This is a genomic window from Sulfitobacter rhodophyticola (assembly GCF_041281685.2).
GTDB lineage: Bacteria > Pseudomonadota > Alphaproteobacteria > Rhodobacterales > Rhodobacteraceae > Sulfitobacter.
Map to the genome: position 1 here is coordinate 1,622,818 of NZ_CP166251.2, position 16,061 is coordinate 1,638,878.

Here is a 16,061-nt window from a genome sequence, read left to right on the forward strand (position 1 = left end):
TCCTTTCTAAGGTGTGCTGCGCAGGCTGCGCCAGTTGAAAAGGATACGCCATGTCGGTGTCGAGTGAGCTTCACAAGCTGTGGAAACTGGCAAGTGACCCGGATTTCCGTGCGCGCAAGCGTCAGGTGAAGGCATTTCGGGCGGCCCATGGGCGGGGCACTCCGGAACGGTACGACGGGCTGAATGCGGGCGATGTCGTTCTGGATGTGGGCGGCTATCACGGTGACTGGGCCGCGCGCATGACTGAGCTTTACGGCGTAGTGGTGCATGCGTTCGAACCCCATCCGCGGTTCGCTGAGATGATGGCCGAACGGTTCACGGGGCGCGCTGATGTTCATGTGCATGACTTCGCGATAGGGGCGGAGGCGGGGACGCTGGCGCTGTCGGATGATGAGAATGCGTCGTCCGCGCTGGTGCAATCGGGGGCGCAGGTAACCGGGGCGGTATTGCCGGTAGAGGATGTCTTTGACGAACTCGAACTTGCGGAGGTCAAGGTCATAAAGATGAACATCGAAGGGGGCGAATATGATCTGCTGCCCGCGTTGATTGACACCGGCCTGATGGCGCGGGTGGATCGGTTGACGGTGCAATTTCACAATTATGATGCAGGGCAGGTAGACGCGCGGGATGCGATCCGGGAGGGGCTGTCGAGGACCCACGACTGCGTCTGGGAATATCCGTTTATCTGGGAGGAATGGGCGCGAAAGGGCTGACCGGAAACACCGCCCTGCCGCGGATCAGAGCCGAAGTCGTTCCTTTGCCAGACCTGCGGCAAGGGGGTGCAACTTGGCGAATGAAAGGTTAGACTTTTCCTGCATGCAATCATTATCCCGGAGGACATCATGGGCTTGCGTATCAACGACACAATTCCCGATCTGAACGTTGAAACCGACCAGGGCAGCATTTCGCTGCATGATTGGATCGGCGACAGTTGGGCCATTCTGTTTTCCCATCCCAAGGACTTCACCCCCGTTTGCACCACGGAATTCGGTGCCGTGGCTCAATTGAAAAACGAATGGGAGAAACGCGGCACCAAAGTGATCGGTGTCAGTGTGGACGGCGTGGAGGATCACAAGAAGTGGAAGGGCGACATCGAAAAGGTCGGCGGCGCCAAGGCCGGGTTTCCTATCATCGCCGACAGCGGGCTTGAGGTCTCCAAGGCGTTCGACATGCTGCCTGCCGAAGCCTATCTGCCCGATGGGCGTACCCCGGCAGACAGCGCGACGGTGCGGTCGGTTTTCATCATTGGACCTGACAAGCAGTTGAAGCTGAGCATGACCTACCCGATGACGGTCGGCCGCAACTTTGCCGAGGTGCTGCGGGCGCTGGACGGTTTGCAGACCTCTATCGGAAAGGGTGTGGCGACACCGGCGAACTGGAACGTGGGCGATGACGTGATCATTCCGGCAACCGTTTCGGACGAGGATGCCAAGGCGAAGTTTGGCGAATTCACCACCGTGCTGCCCTATCTGCGGACGACCAAGGACCCCTCCTAGGTCTATCTCTTAGGGTTGGGGCCGTCTGGCCACCCGCATGCGGTAGACCGCGCGCCGTATTTCCCGCATCAGCTTGCCGCTGGTGCGGGTTTTCTTTTGGATCGTGGACGGGCCGGGCAATTCGCTGACGCCGTTGGGCAGGATAGTTTGGATGGGTTGTCCGGTGACCCAGTGCATTTGCAGTACGGTGTCGACAGGACGGTCGATGGTTTCCGTCGTATCCAGAAGGCGGCGCGCGGCGCTGCGGCCCACGACCTGTGCGACGGTTTGCAGGCCGATTACCCGCGGTATGAACAGTTTTGACGCGCCTTCGGTGTCCTGTACCGTCGTGACGGGTTCGCGGTTCTTTGCAGGCAGGCGAATGAAGCTGTCCGCGGTTGCATTGCGTTCAATCAGGCGGAGCGTGTCGTGCCACAGGATCGGGTCGAGGTGCAGATCGTCCTCCACGACCAGCGCATAGGGATCATTGCTCGCTGCAATTTCTTCCCAACACCGGCGGTGGCTGAGGAAGCAACCGCGTTCACCGGAGCGTAGCGGAAATGGATAATGTGGCCGGTGCAGTGTGCCGGGGGCGGTGGGGTACTCCAGCGCTTTATTGCGCCCGTCTACCGCGGGGATGATGCGCGCATCGGGCAAGGTGTCCAGCAGGGTTGCAACATTGCCAGCCCGCGCCTGAGCGCCGGTCATGTGGATGATCAATGATTGCATGGCGCGTCCCTTGTTGCGTGCAGGCTATATCATGCTTGCGCAAGCAGCACAGGGGGGATTGGCGCGTGAAAACCGGACCTGCAAATCCAAGGGGCGGTGCCGCCTTGGCACCGCCCCTTGTCTGACGTGTCATGCGTATGGGTCAGGCAGCCTTACGCCGCCGCCCCACCGCAGCAAGACCGCCCACCGCAAACAGCGCCAGCCAGAGGCTGGCAGGCAGCGGCACGGCGGCAACCACGACGCGGATGTTGTTCGCGGTGATTTCCTGCGCGATGCGATTGGGGTGCACAGCATCAGTGAACAGCAGCAGATCCGCTTCAGCTTCGGAGCAGACGAAGGGATTGTTTGCGGCATTCAAGCTGACAGTGCAGGGCTGTGTGACGCTGGCAAAAGGGTAGTTGCCGGGATTGGCGATGACATCATTGATCACCGCGTTCGCGTCATAATCGATAATCCGAACGCCGAGGTCGTCTTCCAACATCTCGAGGTTGCTTTTCAGTTCCAGATTGAAAAGGTCAGTAGCTTCGGTTGCCGCACGGGAGGCAAAGGCGATCTCTTCCGGAGTGGCTCCGGCCAGGGCCAGAAGCGTGGTATTTGCCGGGGTCGCACCAAGATCGGGCAGGTTGGCCACGAGGAAATCGTCGAAATTACCCAGCGGCGAAGTAGCCAGACGCGTGATACCATCCGTCACGGCCTTTGCGGCGGCAACGATATCGGCTTCGGCAAAGCTGGCGAAGAGGTCATTCGCGCCAAGCCACACGGCGACAAGCGGGTTTTCACCGGGGTTGGGTGGCGCATCCCCGAAAGTGGGCGCGGGCGCAAGGCGTTCGGGCAGAGGTGTATTCCCGAAGATAGAGCCCAGGAATGCATCGATCTGACCGTTGAAGTTGGAAAGCGGTGTAAGTGTGCCGCCGTCCCCAGCGGTTGCACCACCTACGGCCAGGTTACCGGTATCGCGGCCTGCGGCTTCGAAATCGTCCGCAATATGTTCTGCCCAGACTTCGCCGTTGCTGAAACGACCTCCGACGCTAGGCGGAGTTGCCGGGAGTTGGGTGAACTTGCCGTCATCGCTGAGGCTGTCCCCAAAGACGTAGAAGCTTGTGTAACGATCGGTGATCGACGTTGCGCTTGCGGGAAGCGCCATGACGGCGACCAACCCGGCGGCGGCCAGATGTTTGTACATGATTCCTCCTCCCAAAGGTTATTTTGCAGCGACGTTACAGTCTTGCGTGTCGCTCACCTAAGGTAACCTAGGGTAAATGTGGCAAAAAAAAGGCCCCGGCGTTTCCACCGGGGCTTTCGTTCACCTCAAAAGGAAAGATCGGTCGGGATTATCCGTCCGCTTTCTCTTCCTTCTTCATCTCTTCTCCGGTTTCCTGATCGACCATTTTCATCGACAGGCGCACCTTGCCGCGGTCATCAAAGCCCAGCAGTTTGACCTTCACTTCCTGACCTTCCTTCAGCACGTCGGAAGGATGGTTCAGGCGGCGGTTTTCGATCTGGGACACATGCACCAGACCGTCCCGCTTGCCGAAGAAGTTCACGAAGGCACCGAAGTCGACGATCTTGACGACTGTACCGGTGTAGACTGCGCCCTCTTCCGGCTCAGCCACGATGGCGTGGATCATGTCGTAGGCTTTCTTGATGCTGTCGCCATTGGGCGATGCGATCTTGATGATGCCTTCGTCGTTGATGTCTACTTTGGCACCAGAGACTTCCACGATCTCGCGGATGACCTTGCCGCCCGAACCGATGACTTCCCGGATTTTATCCGTTGGCACCTGCATGGTTTCAATCCGGGGCGCGTGCTCAGAGAACTCCGCAGCGCCGGTGATGGCCTTGTTCATCTCACCAAGGATATGCATCCGGCCGTCCTTGGCTTGCGCCAACGCCTTCTCCATGATCTCGGGCGTGATGCCCGCGACCTTGATGTCCATCTGCAACGACGTGATACCGTCCTTGGTGCCTGCGACCTTGAAGTCCATGTCGCCCAGGTGGTCTTCGTCACCCAGAATGTCGGACAGGATCGCGTAGGAGCCGTCATCTTCGAGGATCAGGCCCATGGCCACACCGGCCACGGCGGTCTTGAGCGGTACGCCCGCGTCCATCATGGACAGCGACCCGCCACATACGGACGCCATGGAGCTTGAGCCGTTGGATTCAGTGATCTCCGACACCACGCGAATGGTGTAGGGGAAATCCGTGGCAGCAGGCAGAACAGCCTGAAGGGCGCGCCATGCGAGCTTGCCGTGACCCACTTCGCGGCGGCCGGGAGGGCCCACGCGACCCACTTCACCAACCGAATAGGGAGGGAAGTTGTAGTGCAGCAGGAAGTTGGATTTGAAGTTGCCGTGCAGCGCGTCGATGAATTGCTCATCATCGCCGGTGCCCAGCGTGGTCACGACAAGGCCCTGCGTTTCACCACGGGTGAACAGCGCGGAGCCGTGCGTCCGGGGCAGGATACCTGTCTCGGACACGATGTCGCGGATTTCGTCGGTTTTCCGACCGTCGATACGCTTGCCGGTCTTGACCACATCACCGCGCAGGATGGAGGCTTCAAGCCCCTTCATCGCGGAACCGAGGTTCGGATCTTCAAGCTGCTCTTCGCTCAGGGCGGCCTTGATGGTTTCACGGGCCTCGGCGACGGCCGTCGTACGCTCTTGCTTGTCGGCAATCGCGAAGGCGGCGCGCATTTCCTTTTCACCGGCTTTCGCGACGGCCTTGGACAGGTCGGAATAGTCGACCGGCTGGAAATCAAACGGCTCTTTCGCGGCGTCTTCGGCCAGGTCAATGATCAGGTCGATCACGGGCTGGATGCTTTCATGGGCGAATTTCACCGCACCCAGCATTTCTTCTTCCGTCAGCTCGTAGGCTTCGGATTCCACCATCATCACGGCGTCCTTGGTACCTGCAACGACCAGGTCAAGGCGCTGGTCAGGGTTCAGGCGCAGGTCCTGCATGTCGTCAACTGTCGGGTTCAGGATGTATTCGCCATCCTCGAAACCCACACGACAACCGGCAATCGGACCCATGAAGGGCGCGCCCGAGATGGTCAGCGCGGCGGAGGCCGCGATCATCGCGACCATGTCGGGGTCATTGACCAGATCGTGGCTGAGCACGGTGCACATCACCAGCACTTCGTTCTTGAAGCCGGGGACGAACAGCGGGCGGATCGGACGGTCGATCAGGCGGGCTGTCAGCGTCTCTTTTTCAGTGGGGCGCGCTTCGCGCTTGAAGAAACCACCGGGAACCTTGCCCGCGGCATAATACTTTTCCTGGTAGTGGACGGTCAGCGGAAAGAAGTCCTGACCGGGCTTTTGCTTGCGCGCGAACGTCACGTTCGCCATCACGCTGGTTTCGCCCAGTGTGGCAATCACGGATCCGTCTGCCTGACGGGCCACCTTGCCGGTTTCGAGTGTTAGCGTTTCTTCGCCCCACTCAATTGATTTTGTTGATACGTTAAACATCTACGTTTCCTGAGTTCGGCCCCCCATGTCCGGGGCTGGCCATTTGCATAGGGGCCGTATTGCCCCTGACCGCGGTATCTTCGTTTGGGCGGCGCTGCGGTCCGGGCGCCGGCATTCAGATGCACGGCGTGTACAGCAAGTTAAGAGAGTTGGGAAGGGCGGCAAATTGCCGTTTTGATAGGCATTGAGCATCGTCAATCACTTCCCGCCCTGATTGTGGTATGATGAAGCAGGAATCATTGCACTGGGGAGATGCAAATGACCAACGACGATTTTCAACGCCAAGTCGGTGCGCTGGTCGCCGCATTTGAAAAGATGCCGCGGGCGCAACGTAGCCATGCAAGAACCGGGGTAGAGCGCGTTATCCAGACCCTCAAGGATAATGGGCAGCCGATCCCGGCACCCCTGCGCCGCATCGAAGCCCGTTTTGGACAGGACGACGAAGAGGACTTCTTCGACAACATGCCGGTCTGAGCGATTTCGACGGAAGGCTGACTTGCTGGAGCGCCGCGGGCCGCTAGGTGCTGCGCCATGGCCAAGAAGCACGAATTGAGTGAGACGCATGTCAGCGCCATCATCGAGATGGCGCTGTCTGATCAAGTGCGCTTTGCCGATATTGAGCATGAGTATGGGTTGGGGGAAAGCCAGGTGAAGCGGTTGATGCGCGCGCGATTAAAGCCGGGAAGTTACCGGGCGTGGCGCAAGCGCGTGCGGACCTTTGCGGATCGGCGGGAACAGTATAAATAGGGGCATTGCTGGTTTTCGGACCAAGGCCAATTCTTGCGCCAATGATGCCTGTGCCCGATCACTCATGCACACACTGCAACCTATCCCTACTCTGACTTGAGCCTTTCGGCGAGACTTGGGATAGAGCGATGTACCCCATGTGCCTTGAGGCTATCACCTTCATCAGCCACGAATTCCAACACAGCCTCTCTTTTGGCGAGAAGAATGGTGTCGAATATATGTGCGACCACTTTGGCGGGTGGATGGGGTTTCAACTGGTGCGTATCGTGCATCGCCGCAAACAGGAGGAAGAACCGTTCTTCGTCTGACTGGAGGACACGCAGGTGCGCATCGGTGATCTTATATTCGAACCAATGGTCTGCAAAGCTCGACGCGACGGGAAAGCAATACAGCAACTTGCCGCCCCTTCGCGCCACACCAGCGCACCAGGTTCCCTTGCCCTTTCCCATGGTTGGAATGAAATCGTCGTCTTTCACAATAGTTCGCTTTGTCCAGGGGATCGTGAAAAGGTTACCAAACACTGATGCACGCGGCAGAATGCGTCAATCCGAGCTTCACGCAGACACGCGACGCGCCTCCTCTGACAAGCTGGGAAAATAATCCTCGCACCGGCCTTCCCGGTACACATCCGCCGTGCAGCAGTGCAGCCCGCCGCCAAAGGCATAGGCGTCTCGCAGTTCAACCTCCACCACCTCCATGCCGAGCTTGTCCATCTGTTCGGCTTGATAAACCTCTGATTTCTCGACACACACCGTTTTGGGATCCAGCACCAGCACGTTCATGCTGAGCCACGTGGAGGAATAGCACAGTGGCGGGGGCGTGTTGTGCGCAGGCTGTGCGGCGTCGACAATCTCCCAGTCGTTGTCGTTGAACATCGCGCGCTGGTCTTCGGGCAAGCGGCGCTGGGGGTTGTTCAGGATCAGGCCGGGCCGCAGCGGTGTGAACGTCGCGTCGATGTGAATGGGGTAGGGGTCGCCGGGAAAATTGACTGTATGCACCCGGTGTTCGGGGAAATGGCGGCGCAGCCATTCAATGCCTTTAAGGTTGGTGGTGAAGCCGTGTTGGACCACCAGATCGCGACCAAATCGCAGCACGTCGGCAGCGTCGAACAGCGGTTCTTCCTCGGTCGTGACGAAGAATTTTTTAGCGGCCCATTCGAGGCGTTTGGCGTCACCGATTTTGTCCGACAGGTAATCGGGGTGGTAATCGGCGTCCGTCAGGCGCGGTTTGGGTGCGCTTTCGTGGCGGAAATTCGGGTCTTCGTTGAAGTACTGCTGCATCAGCGGTCGGTAGTTGAGGTATTCGAACCAGCGGCAGCGATAGGACATGGTCGCTTCCAGCATCTCCGAGCCGACCGTCAGCAGCACGTCGCGCGGCGGCATGCAGCCAAACTGGCTTTGCGTGTGGAAGTCCGGCGTGGTGGCGGGCAATGAATGGTCGATGGGCGTGGGGCGGTCGACGCGGATGCCACGCTTTTCCAGTTGGCCAGCGAAGGTGTCGAGGAGTGCGTTGGCGCGGTCGATGGTTTCCTGCGGGCGGCGGCCCCATTGGCCTCGCATGTCGCTGTCTTCAGGTACTTTGGCGTCCAGCGCGGGTTCTTCGGGCGGGATGTGGCAATCATCAGCGCGCCCGACGATGACATGTTTGAGCGGGTCCCATTCATTCCAGCTGTTGACGATTGTGTTGGCCATGGTGGCACCCTCCCGCAATTTGTTTGATCAAATCCACTATGGCGAAATCGGCCCCTTCGCAAGCGTGCTTGTTCATGGCAGCTTGGACCGCAAAGGGGAGTGTGACGGATGGCATTGTTTGAACGAACAGGTACGGAGATCGCGGGCATGATCCGCGCAGGCGAAGTGACAGCGCGAGAGGTCTGCGAGGATGCGCTGGCACGGATGGACACGGTGAACCCGGCGATCAATGCGGTGGTGGCACGCGATGATGATGCGGCCCGCGCGGCAGCCGATGCGGTGGATCAGGCGCGGGCAGCGGGCCAACCTTTGGGTTTGATGGCGGGTGTGCCTGTGACCACCAAGGAAAACGTCGATCAGGCAGGGTTCCCCACCACCAATGGCCTGCGGGTGCAAAAGGATCAGATGGCCCAGACGGATAACCCCGTGGTGGCCAACCTCAAGAACGCGGGCGCCGTTATCATTGGGCGTACGAACACCCCCGCCTTTTCTTTGCGGTGGTTCACGCGCAATTCGCTGCGCGGGCACACGCTCAACCCGCACAACCCGGCGATAACGCCCGGGGGATCGTCGGGCGGTGCCGGGTCGGCCACCGCGGCGGGGATTGGCACGATGGGGCATGGCACCGATATCGGCGGGTCGATCCGGTATCCTGCCTATGCCTGCGGGTTGCAGGGGCTGCGGCCCACGCTGGGCCGGGTGGCGGCGCGCAATGCCAGCGGGCCGGATCGGCACATCGGGCCACAGTTGATGGCGGTGTCTGGCCCGCATGCCCGGTCGGTCGCGGATGTGGCGATGACGCTGGAGGTGATGTCGACCCGGTCGGTCGAGGATCCATGGCACATGGCCATGCCCCTGCGCGGACTGGAATATGACAAATGCGCAGCGCTTTGTGTCCGGCCCGAAGGCCTGGACACGCACCCGCTGGTAGAAGCCGCGCTGCGCGACGCCGCGGCAAGTCTGATAGATGCAGGATGGCGCATTGATGAAGTCGAAAGCCCACCTTTCCGCGCCCCCGCTCGTTTGCAGGCACAACTGTGGATGGCCGAAATGGAGCGTGGCGCAAAGAAGGCCGTCGCGGCAGAGGCCGATCCGGATGCCTCTCATGTGCTGGCGGAGATGTACAAGCTGACGGCTCCGCCCGATCTGAACGGTTTGCTTGATGCCCTGCAGGCGCGACTGGGCTTTGCGCGGGAGTGGGAGACGTTTCTGGCCCGTTATCCGCTGTTGATCTGTCCGGTTTCTGGGGAGCCTCCCTTTCCTGACCTTCTGGACCTTGAGGATTTTCCCCGCTGCATGGAAGCGCAACTGACCCAGGTGGGTTTGCCGCTGATGGGTCTGCCGGGGATGTCGGTGTTTACAGGCTTTGGTGAAGGCGAGGCCGGGCACACCCCGCTGGGCGCACAGCTGATCGCGGGGCGGTACCGCGAGGATATCCTGCTGGACGCCGCTGCGGCGATTGAGGCGCGGGGGCCGGCGGTCCAGGTGGTGACACCGGGGTGAGGGCGAGCGTCGTGGTCGGTTGAGGCGCTCAGGGGCTTTCCTGTCTGATGCAGCGCTTTGCGGGAGTAGCCGCTTTGAGCCCTTATTGCTACTCTTGAGTCAGTGTGCATCACCGGTGGGCGAGAGTTAAGAGGACCTATTATGTTGCGCATGATCATCAACAACAAAGAACATCAGGCGGAAGGCATCGGCGGTATCGACGGACTTCTTTCGAGTATCGCGCAGACAGATGATCTTGAAATTTGGATTTCCCATGAAGGCCAGCAGTCACTTAGCGCACGGCTCAATGAAAATTGCGGTTGGCTAATGTACCTGCGTTTTCCAGAGGATGCCGGGTTCAGTTCCCGCAATCCGGACAGAAGCGAACAAGCTAGCGAAACGGAAGTTTTCCTCTTGGCAAATGGTCAAGCGGACTCTTACCCAAGGTCTTGGACACTTGATCAATCTGAAGTTTTTGCTGCAATTCTTAAGTTTGCTTAGTCATCTGATCAGCCGAAAGCGGTAACTTGGCACGACGACAAAACGAGTTAGCGGACGGCAGCAAAGTCCGCAGTGCGAACAGTGACTAGCCTACCCCTGAAGGTCTGCAACGGTGCGCTTGCCGGTCAAAACTCATTGGTCTCTGCCACCGGCTGAATCGAGCGTTTATGTCCAGTGATCGGTCTCTTTGGCTCTTATGTCGGCATCTTGGAAATCGTTGGCACTCGGGTTCTCTTCCGCGTCAGTCTAATCCAGGCCTCTGCGCCCAAAAGGTTGAAGACCCAACTTAGCGTCACTGCGATCACATATGCCGCATCTTGTCCCAGCCCTCTCACTACCATCGCAGGAACCCAAATGCTAAACGACACAAAGAACAACGACAGTGAGAAACTGCGCAACATCCACTCCCGGTGCTGCGCGAACTTCCGCTTTCGGATCAATCGGTACGCGTTGGCCGTCGCCAAAAACCAAGTAATCCCAAGGAGAGAAAACGACAGGCGCGCCGTCCAATTGACATTGAAGAACGCAGCGTTGATCACGGCGGCGATGCTCGCGACGAGGGCGCTGACGACGTAAATTTGACCACCCCAGCGATGCATCCACACCCAGCGGGTCTTGATGGATGGGTTGAATTGAAAAATGCCGACGATCAGGACAACGCCGCCCGCCAGGGCGTGAAGTTGGAAGGCAATCGGAAGCGCACGGACCTTTTCAGTCTCGGTAAGCGAGAAACCGGCAGAGATCGCGAAAGCTCCATAGGCCAGGCATATGATTGCCAACAGGCTCCATACGCTCCACATTCCGATGCGCCAGCGACCGAAGCGAAAACAAGACATAGCCACCTCCTCATTAGATTATCTGCTTGCTCATGCGATTTCCGGTCAAACTTCGCGGTCAGCAATTATCTCGCACGAACCGGGCCCGCGCAGGTGATCACCACCAGACATTTGGCCAGCCGCGATTGAACCGACGTAGCCAAGGGGAAGGATCGCAAGAATGACCCACATCCGCCTGTTCCCAAATCGCCGACCGACAAGCGTGACAAATGCAAGCCCCAGCCCAATCTCAAAGGGCACAAAAGCCGAGCCATAATAGGACGGATCCCAGTAAGACACCGGCGAACGAAAGACCCACCCGGAGAATGGCATCCATTGGGCGCGGGCATCGTCATGGTGCAACAGAAAGTCGATGCAGACGTGCAGTAGCGCAGAGCTTGCGAAAGCAAGCAGCACAATTGCAAAGGCACGCAGCTTGCTGCCGGGAAAGACAATGCAGGCCAAGCCCGTAGCGATGAGCGCCAGATAGGCCGGGATTGAATTCAGCGCCATCTGAAGCGTGGTCCAAGGCGGCTCCCAATAGCGATAGTGGAAAACCTCGCAGCCACTGGACCCATTCAGCCGCTCGATGATGAACATCAACCAGACGTCGGTGTCTGGCACCAATGCCCCCACCAAACCCGCAAGGGCGACTGCACGGTTTCCCGGTCTGGCATAGACGGCGGCCCCAAGCAGAAGGTGGGTTTGCGTGAACATTTCACCATTCCAGATTGACAATCTGGTTGTCGTAATGACATATTGGCAACCAAGTTGTCAACCCGATGGTCCCAAGGAATGCCTATGACGCAAAAGCAGCAAGAAATGACCGCGTTGATCCGTGAGATCAGAACCGCGTTCAACAGACTTAAAGCTATCGCAGAAGCGCTGCACGCTGATCTCGAGGTCAATCCGTCTATGCGTGCAGTCCTTCAGGCGTTGGTATCGAAGGCCCCACAAACGGTTCCAGAGATTGCAAAGGAAAGGGGGGTTTCCCGCCAGCACGTTCAGAAAGTCATGAATGTCTTGCTGAAGAGCGGACTGGTGCATGCCGAGGATAACCCGGATCATAAACGATCAGACTTCTACCGTCCGACGCCAAGCGGTGAGCGCGTGTTTGCAGAAATCCAGACACGTGAACTGGAACCAATGTCCAAGCTGGCAGATGCCCTGCCTGAGCGCGAAATCATCGCCGCCACGCAACTTTTGGCGCAGATGAACGAAATGATCGAAACCATAACAATCACTGGAGAATGACATGACGCTACAAACAAACCGGCACGGCAAATCTGTAGGTCTCGCTTTCTTGGCCCTGCTTTTGTGGGGCGTGGCTTCGCTTTGGTCGTGGAACACATTTGCGGTGGACCTTTTGGGTTTTCCAGAGATGGCCTTCCGGCATGCATTGGCCCTCTGCCTGCTTGTTCTATCGGTTGGCGGTCTATTCACCTTGCCTTGGTGGATTGCCCGCAAGGCACAGGCCTGATGTCCCTCAAATCCGGCATCGTGGCGCAATTTCGGCAGCCTTCGGGTAGCCTTGGCGCATTGGCGGGCCGGATCATGGCAGCCCGACCATCGAACAAGCTCCGCAATGAAAAGACTGTCGATCTCATGCAGCTTCAGCCAGACAGCCGCGTGTTGGAAATAGGGTGTGGTCCGGGGCTGGCTTTGTCAAAGTGTGCTGGGATCATCGAGACAGGGCGGCTGGTTGGACTGGATCATTCTGACGTGATGATCCGGCAGGCCCGTAGTCGGCTGCGTAAGCTGGGAATCGGTGACAGGGTTGAGTTGGTCGCAGGGGGAATGGACCGGCTTTCGGACTGGCCGGAAGCATTTGATTTTGTATTCTCGCTGAACGTCATCCAGTTTCAACAAGACAAGATCGGCTTTTTTCGCGCCGTGGCCAGGGCGCTGGTTCCGGGTGGGTCTTGTCTGACCACCTATCAGCCCAGACTGGATGCAGATGGCACCTCATCGTTTCGCGATATGATTGATGCGATCATAGAGGCATTGAGCGCGTCCGGTTTCGCAGGGATGGGTACCACAGAGATCATCGGCGGACCCACTCCGGCAATCTGTGTCAGGGGCATCAAGGCCATAATGCGAGGGCAAACCTTCGATAAACCCTGCCTGGAACCAGGCGTTAAGAAGACCTTCCCGACGCGACAACTGGCAAGTGACCGCTAGTGTTCCGTCTGGCAAAGCCCGTGATCTGCAAGCGTTTCGATGACGGCGCAATCAGCTACGTTGCCAGCGTCACACTTGCTGATCCGCTTTAGTTCGCGTTCCAGCCGGCGCAGTTTTGCAATCCTGTCCTGAACGTCTTTCAGATGCTGTATAGCAATGCTGTGCGCGTCATCGCACGGTTTGTCGGGATGCTGGCTCAATTCTAAGAGCTCGCGAATGTTTTCAACCGAGAAGCCTAAGTCCCGGGAATGGCGGATGAACGACAGGCGGCTCAAGCCTTCTTTGGTGTATCGGCGCTGATTACCTTCCGAGCGTTCCGGCGCATCAATCAAACCCATCTGTTCGTAGTAGCGGATCGTGGGTATTTTAACCCCGGTTTGCTTTGAAAGCTGCCCGATTGAGAACATGAAAGTTTCCTCTTGAAGCTATAGCTACTAGAGAGATTATATATCTTCCTTGTCGAGATCAAGGATAGCGATATGACCACCAAAACGGCGCTACGCCCCGCCACACCAGAAACTCAGAGTGCCGCCTGCGGATGTTCAGGCAATCCTTATTTCGATGGCCTTGATCCCGGTTACAAGCGCGTGTTGTGGATCGTCATCTTCATCAACGCGGCCATGTTCATCATCGAAATGTCGGCGGGCAAGCTCGCCGGATCGCAGGCGTTGCAGGCGGATGCACTCGATTTTCTGGGCGACGCACTGACCTATGGTCTGAGCCTTGCTGTCATCGGAATGACCCTGAAAGTTCGCTCGACCGCCGCTCTGCTCAAGGGTTTGAGCCTGCTTTTGATGGGATTGTGGGTTTTCGGCTCGACCGTTTATCAGGTTCTCATCCTTGGGGTTCCAAGGGCAGAAATTATGGGTCTGATCGGCCTGCTTGCCCTTGCAGCGAATCTGGCAAGTGTTCTGCTTCTGATGCGCTACAAAGACGGGGATGCGAATGTGCGATCTGTCTGGCTGTGTTCGCGCAATGATGCCATCGGCAATGTCGCCGTTATGGTCGCAAGTTTCGCAGTGTTCCTGACTGCCTCTGCGTGGCCTGACCTGATTGTTGCAATGATCATGGCAGGGCTGTTCCTGCGTTCTGCGCAACTCATTCTTGTGCAGGCATGGCAAGAATATCGTTCAGGCGAAGATATAGGCGCATTAGAAAGCCACGGGCATGACCATGCTCACTGACATCGAAACTGGTGCGGTCGTGACTGGTGGGATCGTTGGCCTTTACCTATTGGGCGCATTTGCGTGGTCCATCGCCTTCCCGGATCGTCGTGTATGGCCGCCGAAAGAAGCGACAAAGGGCATCAAAGTTCGGGTGTGGATGGCAACGGTTGCGATATTTGGTGCAACCTTCCTGCTGGGGGTTGTGAATTGGAACAGATTTGGCTGGCCTGCGTCGATCAGGTGGGGCGTGGGCGTTCCGCTGATCCTCGCCGGAAATTCGATTGTCTGGATGGGCGTCCGAAAAATTGGCTTTGGCGCGACCAGCGGCGAAGTCGCAGAACTGAAAACAGATGGGCCTTATGGGTATTCCCGCAACCCACAGTATCTTGCAGACATGGTGATCTTGCTGGGTTGGGCGGTGCTTTCCGCGTCGGGATGGGCCACAGTTGTTGCGGGTCTCGGCGTTATTGGTCTGGCCGTTGCACCGCTCGCTGAAGAGCCATGGTTGGAGAACACCTATGGCGCTCAATACCACAGATACAAAACAAGAGTGCGACGATACCTGTAGCGTGGCAAGTTAGAGCTGCCATTCATCTGACAGCCTGATTTTGTGTTTGGTCCCGCCTTTTTGCCAATTCGCGATAGAGCGCAGCGGGCGAAACGCCGATCTTCTCCGCTACCATGATCCATTCACCCTTGGACGGTTTGCCGTGAAGGTCCAGCCAAGCGTCGAGCCGATCAGAGACACGCCGGAGGCGTAGGATCTCAATACGTGCCCGCTGCGCCTGCACCTCCTTTGCATGGGACTTAATCAGGCTCAGGGCAGCATCCGGCCTGCTGCGGATAGCAGTCAAGAACTTGGCACGGGGCAGGCTGGCGACTTCGGCGTCTGAACGCGCAACTGCGTCACAGTGATAGGTTTCAGCGAACAGGGACGCCTCAGCCAAAGCCATACCCGGTGTGGCCACGTGTAGTGTCAGCGGCACGCCGTCGGTCAGCGGGCGCTCCAGCGCGACCGCCCCGGATCGCACCAGATACATAGACCTCACGCGATCCTCTTGACGGAACACCGTTGCGTCTTTGGCTACTATGCGAACGGGTGCGCCGTCGAAAATATCAATCCAATCTGACATGATAAAGATCATACGATAAATGCCGCGTATCGGATAGTCTGTGATGACAATTTGAGAGGCAATAGAACATGCGGGCAAAGACTATCCTGACAGCAATGGTATTGTTTGGTGGCGTGGCGATGGCGATTGCGCAGACCAACCATAGCGGCCACGGCGAAGGCATGGATCATTCAGCACACGGGCAGGATCAGACAGCGACTGCCGGTGTCTTGTCGGAACCGGGCCAAGGCGCTTTCGCGGCATTATCTGAAGTCGTACGCGTTCTCGAAGCCGATCCCGATACGGACTGGGCCAAGGTCGATCTGGCTGGCTTGCGATCACATCTGGTCGACATGGACCGACTGGTCTTGGATGCGGTGGTCTCGGAAACTGACCTCCCGGACGGTATCATCGTCGTTGCCACCGGCGATACAGAGACAATCGCGACGCTTCGGCGGATGGTGCCTGCCCATGCAGCGCAGCTCGCGAATGATGACCGCTGGACCGTGAAAGCCGCGCAAATCGAAGATGGAATGGAGCTGCGCGTCACGAGCGATAATCCCGGCGTGGTTGCCCGGATCAAAGGCCTTGGTTTCTTCGGGCTGATGGCGAGCCAGGATCATCACCGAGAACATCACCTGATGATGGCGCTCGGGGAAGATGCTCATCGGCACTGATGTGCTGCGACAGCAAGT

The 16,061-nt window shown here is 58.2% G+C and carries 20 protein-coding genes; 11 read left to right on the top strand and 9 right to left on the bottom strand.

Annotation, left to right across the window (positions count from 1 at the left end; genetic code table 11):
• The first annotated feature begins 50 nt into the window (after positions 1-50).
• The gene (locus AB4X18_RS08925; protein WP_370399746.1) at positions 51-713 is read left to right on the top strand and encodes an FkbM family methyltransferase; all 663 of its coding nucleotides are present in this window, start codon (positions 51-53) and stop codon (positions 711-713) included.
• A 129-nt stretch (positions 714-842) separates the two neighbouring features.
• A complete protein-coding gene (locus AB4X18_RS08930; RefSeq protein WP_370399747.1) occupies positions 843-1,496 on the top strand; it encodes a peroxiredoxin in 654 nt (217 codons plus the stop codon).
• 9 nt (positions 1,497-1,505) lie between these two features.
• Here the strand turns inward: AB4X18_RS08930 and AB4X18_RS08935 are convergent, their stop codons facing one another.
• The 3 genes from AB4X18_RS08935 to pnp form a co-directional block, all read right to left on the bottom strand.
• Entirely contained in the window at positions 1,506-2,204 is a 699-nt protein-coding gene (locus tag AB4X18_RS08935; RefSeq protein WP_370399748.1) for a glycosyltransferase family 25 protein, read from the bottom strand.
• Positions 2,205-2,346: 142 nt separating this feature from the next.
• Positions 2,347-3,387 (bottom strand): SGNH/GDSL hydrolase family protein, encoded by a 1,041-nt coding sequence (locus tag AB4X18_RS08940; RefSeq protein ID WP_370399749.1) that lies wholly within the window; start codon positions 3,385-3,387, stop codon positions 2,347-2,349.
• A 148-nt stretch (positions 3,388-3,535) separates the two neighbouring features.
• Positions 3,536-5,671, bottom strand: coding sequence for a polyribonucleotide nucleotidyltransferase (pnp, locus tag AB4X18_RS08945; RefSeq protein ID WP_370399750.1), 2,136 nt, complete (start codon positions 5,669-5,671; stop codon positions 3,536-3,538).
• Positions 5,672-5,929: 258 nt separating this feature from the next.
• Between pnp and AB4X18_RS08950 the strand changes: the two genes are divergently transcribed.
• Both AB4X18_RS08950 and AB4X18_RS08955 read left to right on the top strand, forming a co-directional pair.
• A complete protein-coding gene (locus tag AB4X18_RS08950; protein ID WP_370399751.1) occupies positions 5,930-6,145 on the top strand; it encodes a hypothetical protein in 216 nt (71 codons plus the stop codon).
• Between the two features lie 57 nt (positions 6,146-6,202).
• A complete protein-coding gene (locus AB4X18_RS08955; RefSeq protein WP_370399752.1) occupies positions 6,203-6,418 on the top strand; it encodes a DUF2805 domain-containing protein in 216 nt (71 codons plus the stop codon).
• A gap of 86 nt (positions 6,419-6,504) precedes the next feature.
• On the opposite strand, the gene AB4X18_RS08960 is transcribed toward AB4X18_RS08955, so the two are convergent.
• Together AB4X18_RS08960 and AB4X18_RS08965 are read right to left on the bottom strand one after the other, a co-directional pair.
• Positions 6,505-6,894, bottom strand: coding sequence for a hypothetical protein (locus tag AB4X18_RS08960; RefSeq protein WP_370399753.1), 390 nt, complete (start codon positions 6,892-6,894; stop codon positions 6,505-6,507).
• Positions 6,895-6,972: 78 nt separating this feature from the next.
• Positions 6,973-8,109: a serine/threonine protein kinase gene (locus AB4X18_RS08965; protein WP_370399754.1), complete on the bottom strand. Its 1,137-nt coding sequence runs from the start codon at positions 8,107-8,109 to the stop codon at positions 6,973-6,975.
• 108 nt (positions 8,110-8,217) lie between these two features.
• On the opposite strand from AB4X18_RS08965, the gene AB4X18_RS08970 reads away from it, so the two are divergent.
• On the top strand, positions 8,218-9,612 hold the full coding sequence (locus tag AB4X18_RS08970; protein ID WP_432817313.1) for an amidase: 1,395 nt from the start codon (positions 8,218-8,220) through the stop codon (positions 9,610-9,612).
• A gap of 141 nt (positions 9,613-9,753) precedes the next feature.
• Positions 9,754-10,092, top strand: a complete 339-nt coding sequence (locus AB4X18_RS08975) for a hypothetical protein (RefSeq protein WP_370399756.1) — start codon at positions 9,754-9,756, stop codon at positions 10,090-10,092.
• A 194-nt stretch (positions 10,093-10,286) separates the two neighbouring features.
• On the opposite strand, the gene AB4X18_RS08980 is transcribed toward AB4X18_RS08975, so the two are convergent.
• Complete coding sequence (locus AB4X18_RS08980) at positions 10,287-10,928, bottom strand: DUF2306 domain-containing protein (RefSeq protein WP_370399757.1); 642 nt, start codon at positions 10,926-10,928, stop codon at positions 10,287-10,289.
• A 45-nt stretch (positions 10,929-10,973) separates the two neighbouring features.
• A complete protein-coding gene (locus tag AB4X18_RS08985; RefSeq protein ID WP_370399758.1) occupies positions 10,974-11,624 on the bottom strand; it encodes a metal-dependent hydrolase in 651 nt (216 codons plus the stop codon).
• A gap of 84 nt (positions 11,625-11,708) precedes the next feature.
• On the opposite strand from AB4X18_RS08985, the gene AB4X18_RS08990 reads away from it, so the two are divergent.
• A complete protein-coding gene (locus AB4X18_RS08990; RefSeq protein WP_432817314.1) occupies positions 11,709-12,161 on the top strand; it encodes a MarR family winged helix-turn-helix transcriptional regulator in 453 nt (150 codons plus the stop codon).
• Positions 12,162-12,461: 300 nt separating this feature from the next.
• Positions 12,462-13,088, top strand: coding sequence for a class I SAM-dependent methyltransferase (locus AB4X18_RS08995; RefSeq protein WP_370399761.1), 627 nt, complete (start codon positions 12,462-12,464; stop codon positions 13,086-13,088).
• On the opposite strand, the gene AB4X18_RS09000 is transcribed toward AB4X18_RS08995, so the two are convergent.
• Positions 13,085-13,495 (bottom strand): MerR family transcriptional regulator, encoded by a 411-nt coding sequence (locus tag AB4X18_RS09000; RefSeq protein WP_432817315.1) that lies wholly within the window; start codon positions 13,493-13,495, stop codon positions 13,085-13,087. The genes AB4X18_RS08995 and AB4X18_RS09000 overlap by 4 nt on opposite strands.
• 72 nt (positions 13,496-13,567) lie before the next feature.
• Between AB4X18_RS09000 and AB4X18_RS09005 the strand changes: the two genes are divergently transcribed.
• Positions 13,568-14,272, top strand: coding sequence for a cation transporter (locus AB4X18_RS09005; RefSeq protein ID WP_370399762.1), 705 nt, complete (start codon positions 13,568-13,570; stop codon positions 14,270-14,272).
• On the top strand, positions 14,256-14,822 hold the full coding sequence (locus tag AB4X18_RS09010; protein ID WP_370399763.1) for a methyltransferase family protein: 567 nt from the start codon (positions 14,256-14,258) through the stop codon (positions 14,820-14,822). The genes AB4X18_RS09005 and AB4X18_RS09010 overlap by 17 nt, the downstream gene beginning before the upstream one ends.
• A 22-nt stretch (positions 14,823-14,844) precedes the next feature.
• Here the strand turns inward: AB4X18_RS09010 and AB4X18_RS09015 are convergent, their stop codons facing one another.
• Positions 14,845-15,465: a Crp/Fnr family transcriptional regulator gene (locus tag AB4X18_RS09015; RefSeq protein WP_370399764.1), complete on the bottom strand. Its 621-nt coding sequence runs from the start codon at positions 15,463-15,465 to the stop codon at positions 14,845-14,847.
• On the opposite strand from AB4X18_RS09015, the gene AB4X18_RS09020 reads away from it, so the two are divergent.
• Positions 15,456-16,043, top strand: a complete 588-nt coding sequence (locus tag AB4X18_RS09020; protein WP_370399765.1) for a hypothetical protein — start codon at positions 15,456-15,458, stop codon at positions 16,041-16,043. The genes AB4X18_RS09015 and AB4X18_RS09020 overlap by 10 nt on opposite strands.
• The last annotated feature ends 18 nt before the right edge of the window (positions 16,044-16,061 follow it).

Coding starts and splice junctions, on each gene's coding strand:
- AB4X18_RS08925 (WP_370399746.1), top strand. CDS start 51: ATGTCGGTGTCGAGTGAGCTTCACAAGCTGTGGAAACTGGCAAGTGAC.
- AB4X18_RS08930 (WP_370399747.1), top strand. CDS start 843: ATGGGCTTGCGTATCAACGACACAATTCCCGATCTGAACGTTGAAACC.
- AB4X18_RS08935 (WP_370399748.1), bottom strand. CDS start 2,204: ATGCAATCATTGATCATCCACATGACCGGCGCTCAGGCGCGGGCTGGC.
- AB4X18_RS08940 (WP_370399749.1), bottom strand. CDS start 3,387: ATGTACAAACATCTGGCCGCCGCCGGGTTGGTCGCCGTCATGGCGCTT.
- pnp (WP_370399750.1), bottom strand. CDS start 5,671: ATGTTTAACGTATCAACAAAATCAATTGAGTGGGGCGAAGAAACGCTA.
- AB4X18_RS08950 (WP_370399751.1), top strand. CDS start 5,930: ATGACCAACGACGATTTTCAACGCCAAGTCGGTGCGCTGGTCGCCGCA.
- AB4X18_RS08955 (WP_370399752.1), top strand. CDS start 6,203: ATGGCCAAGAAGCACGAATTGAGTGAGACGCATGTCAGCGCCATCATC.
- AB4X18_RS08965 (WP_370399754.1), bottom strand. CDS start 8,109: ATGGCCAACACAATCGTCAACAGCTGGAATGAATGGGACCCGCTCAAA.
- AB4X18_RS08970 (WP_432817313.1), top strand. CDS start 8,218: ATGGCATTGTTTGAACGAACAGGTACGGAGATCGCGGGCATGATCCGC.
- AB4X18_RS08975 (WP_370399756.1), top strand. CDS start 9,754: ATGTTGCGCATGATCATCAACAACAAAGAACATCAGGCGGAAGGCATC.
- AB4X18_RS08980 (WP_370399757.1), bottom strand. CDS start 10,928: ATGTCTTGTTTTCGCTTCGGTCGCTGGCGCATCGGAATGTGGAGCGTA.
- AB4X18_RS08985 (WP_370399758.1), bottom strand. CDS start 11,624: ATGTTCACGCAAACCCACCTTCTGCTTGGGGCCGCCGTCTATGCCAGA.
- AB4X18_RS08990 (WP_432817314.1), top strand. CDS start 11,709: ATGACGCAAAAGCAGCAAGAAATGACCGCGTTGATCCGTGAGATCAGA.
- AB4X18_RS08995 (WP_370399761.1), top strand. CDS start 12,462: ATGGCAGCCCGACCATCGAACAAGCTCCGCAATGAAAAGACTGTCGAT.
- AB4X18_RS09000 (WP_432817315.1), bottom strand. CDS start 13,495: ATGTTCTCAATCGGGCAGCTTTCAAAGCAAACCGGGGTTAAAATACCC.
- AB4X18_RS09005 (WP_370399762.1), top strand. CDS start 13,568: ATGACCACCAAAACGGCGCTACGCCCCGCCACACCAGAAACTCAGAGT.
- AB4X18_RS09010 (WP_370399763.1), top strand. CDS start 14,256: ATGACCATGCTCACTGACATCGAAACTGGTGCGGTCGTGACTGGTGGG.
- AB4X18_RS09020 (WP_370399765.1), top strand. CDS start 15,456: ATGCGGGCAAAGACTATCCTGACAGCAATGGTATTGTTTGGTGGCGTG.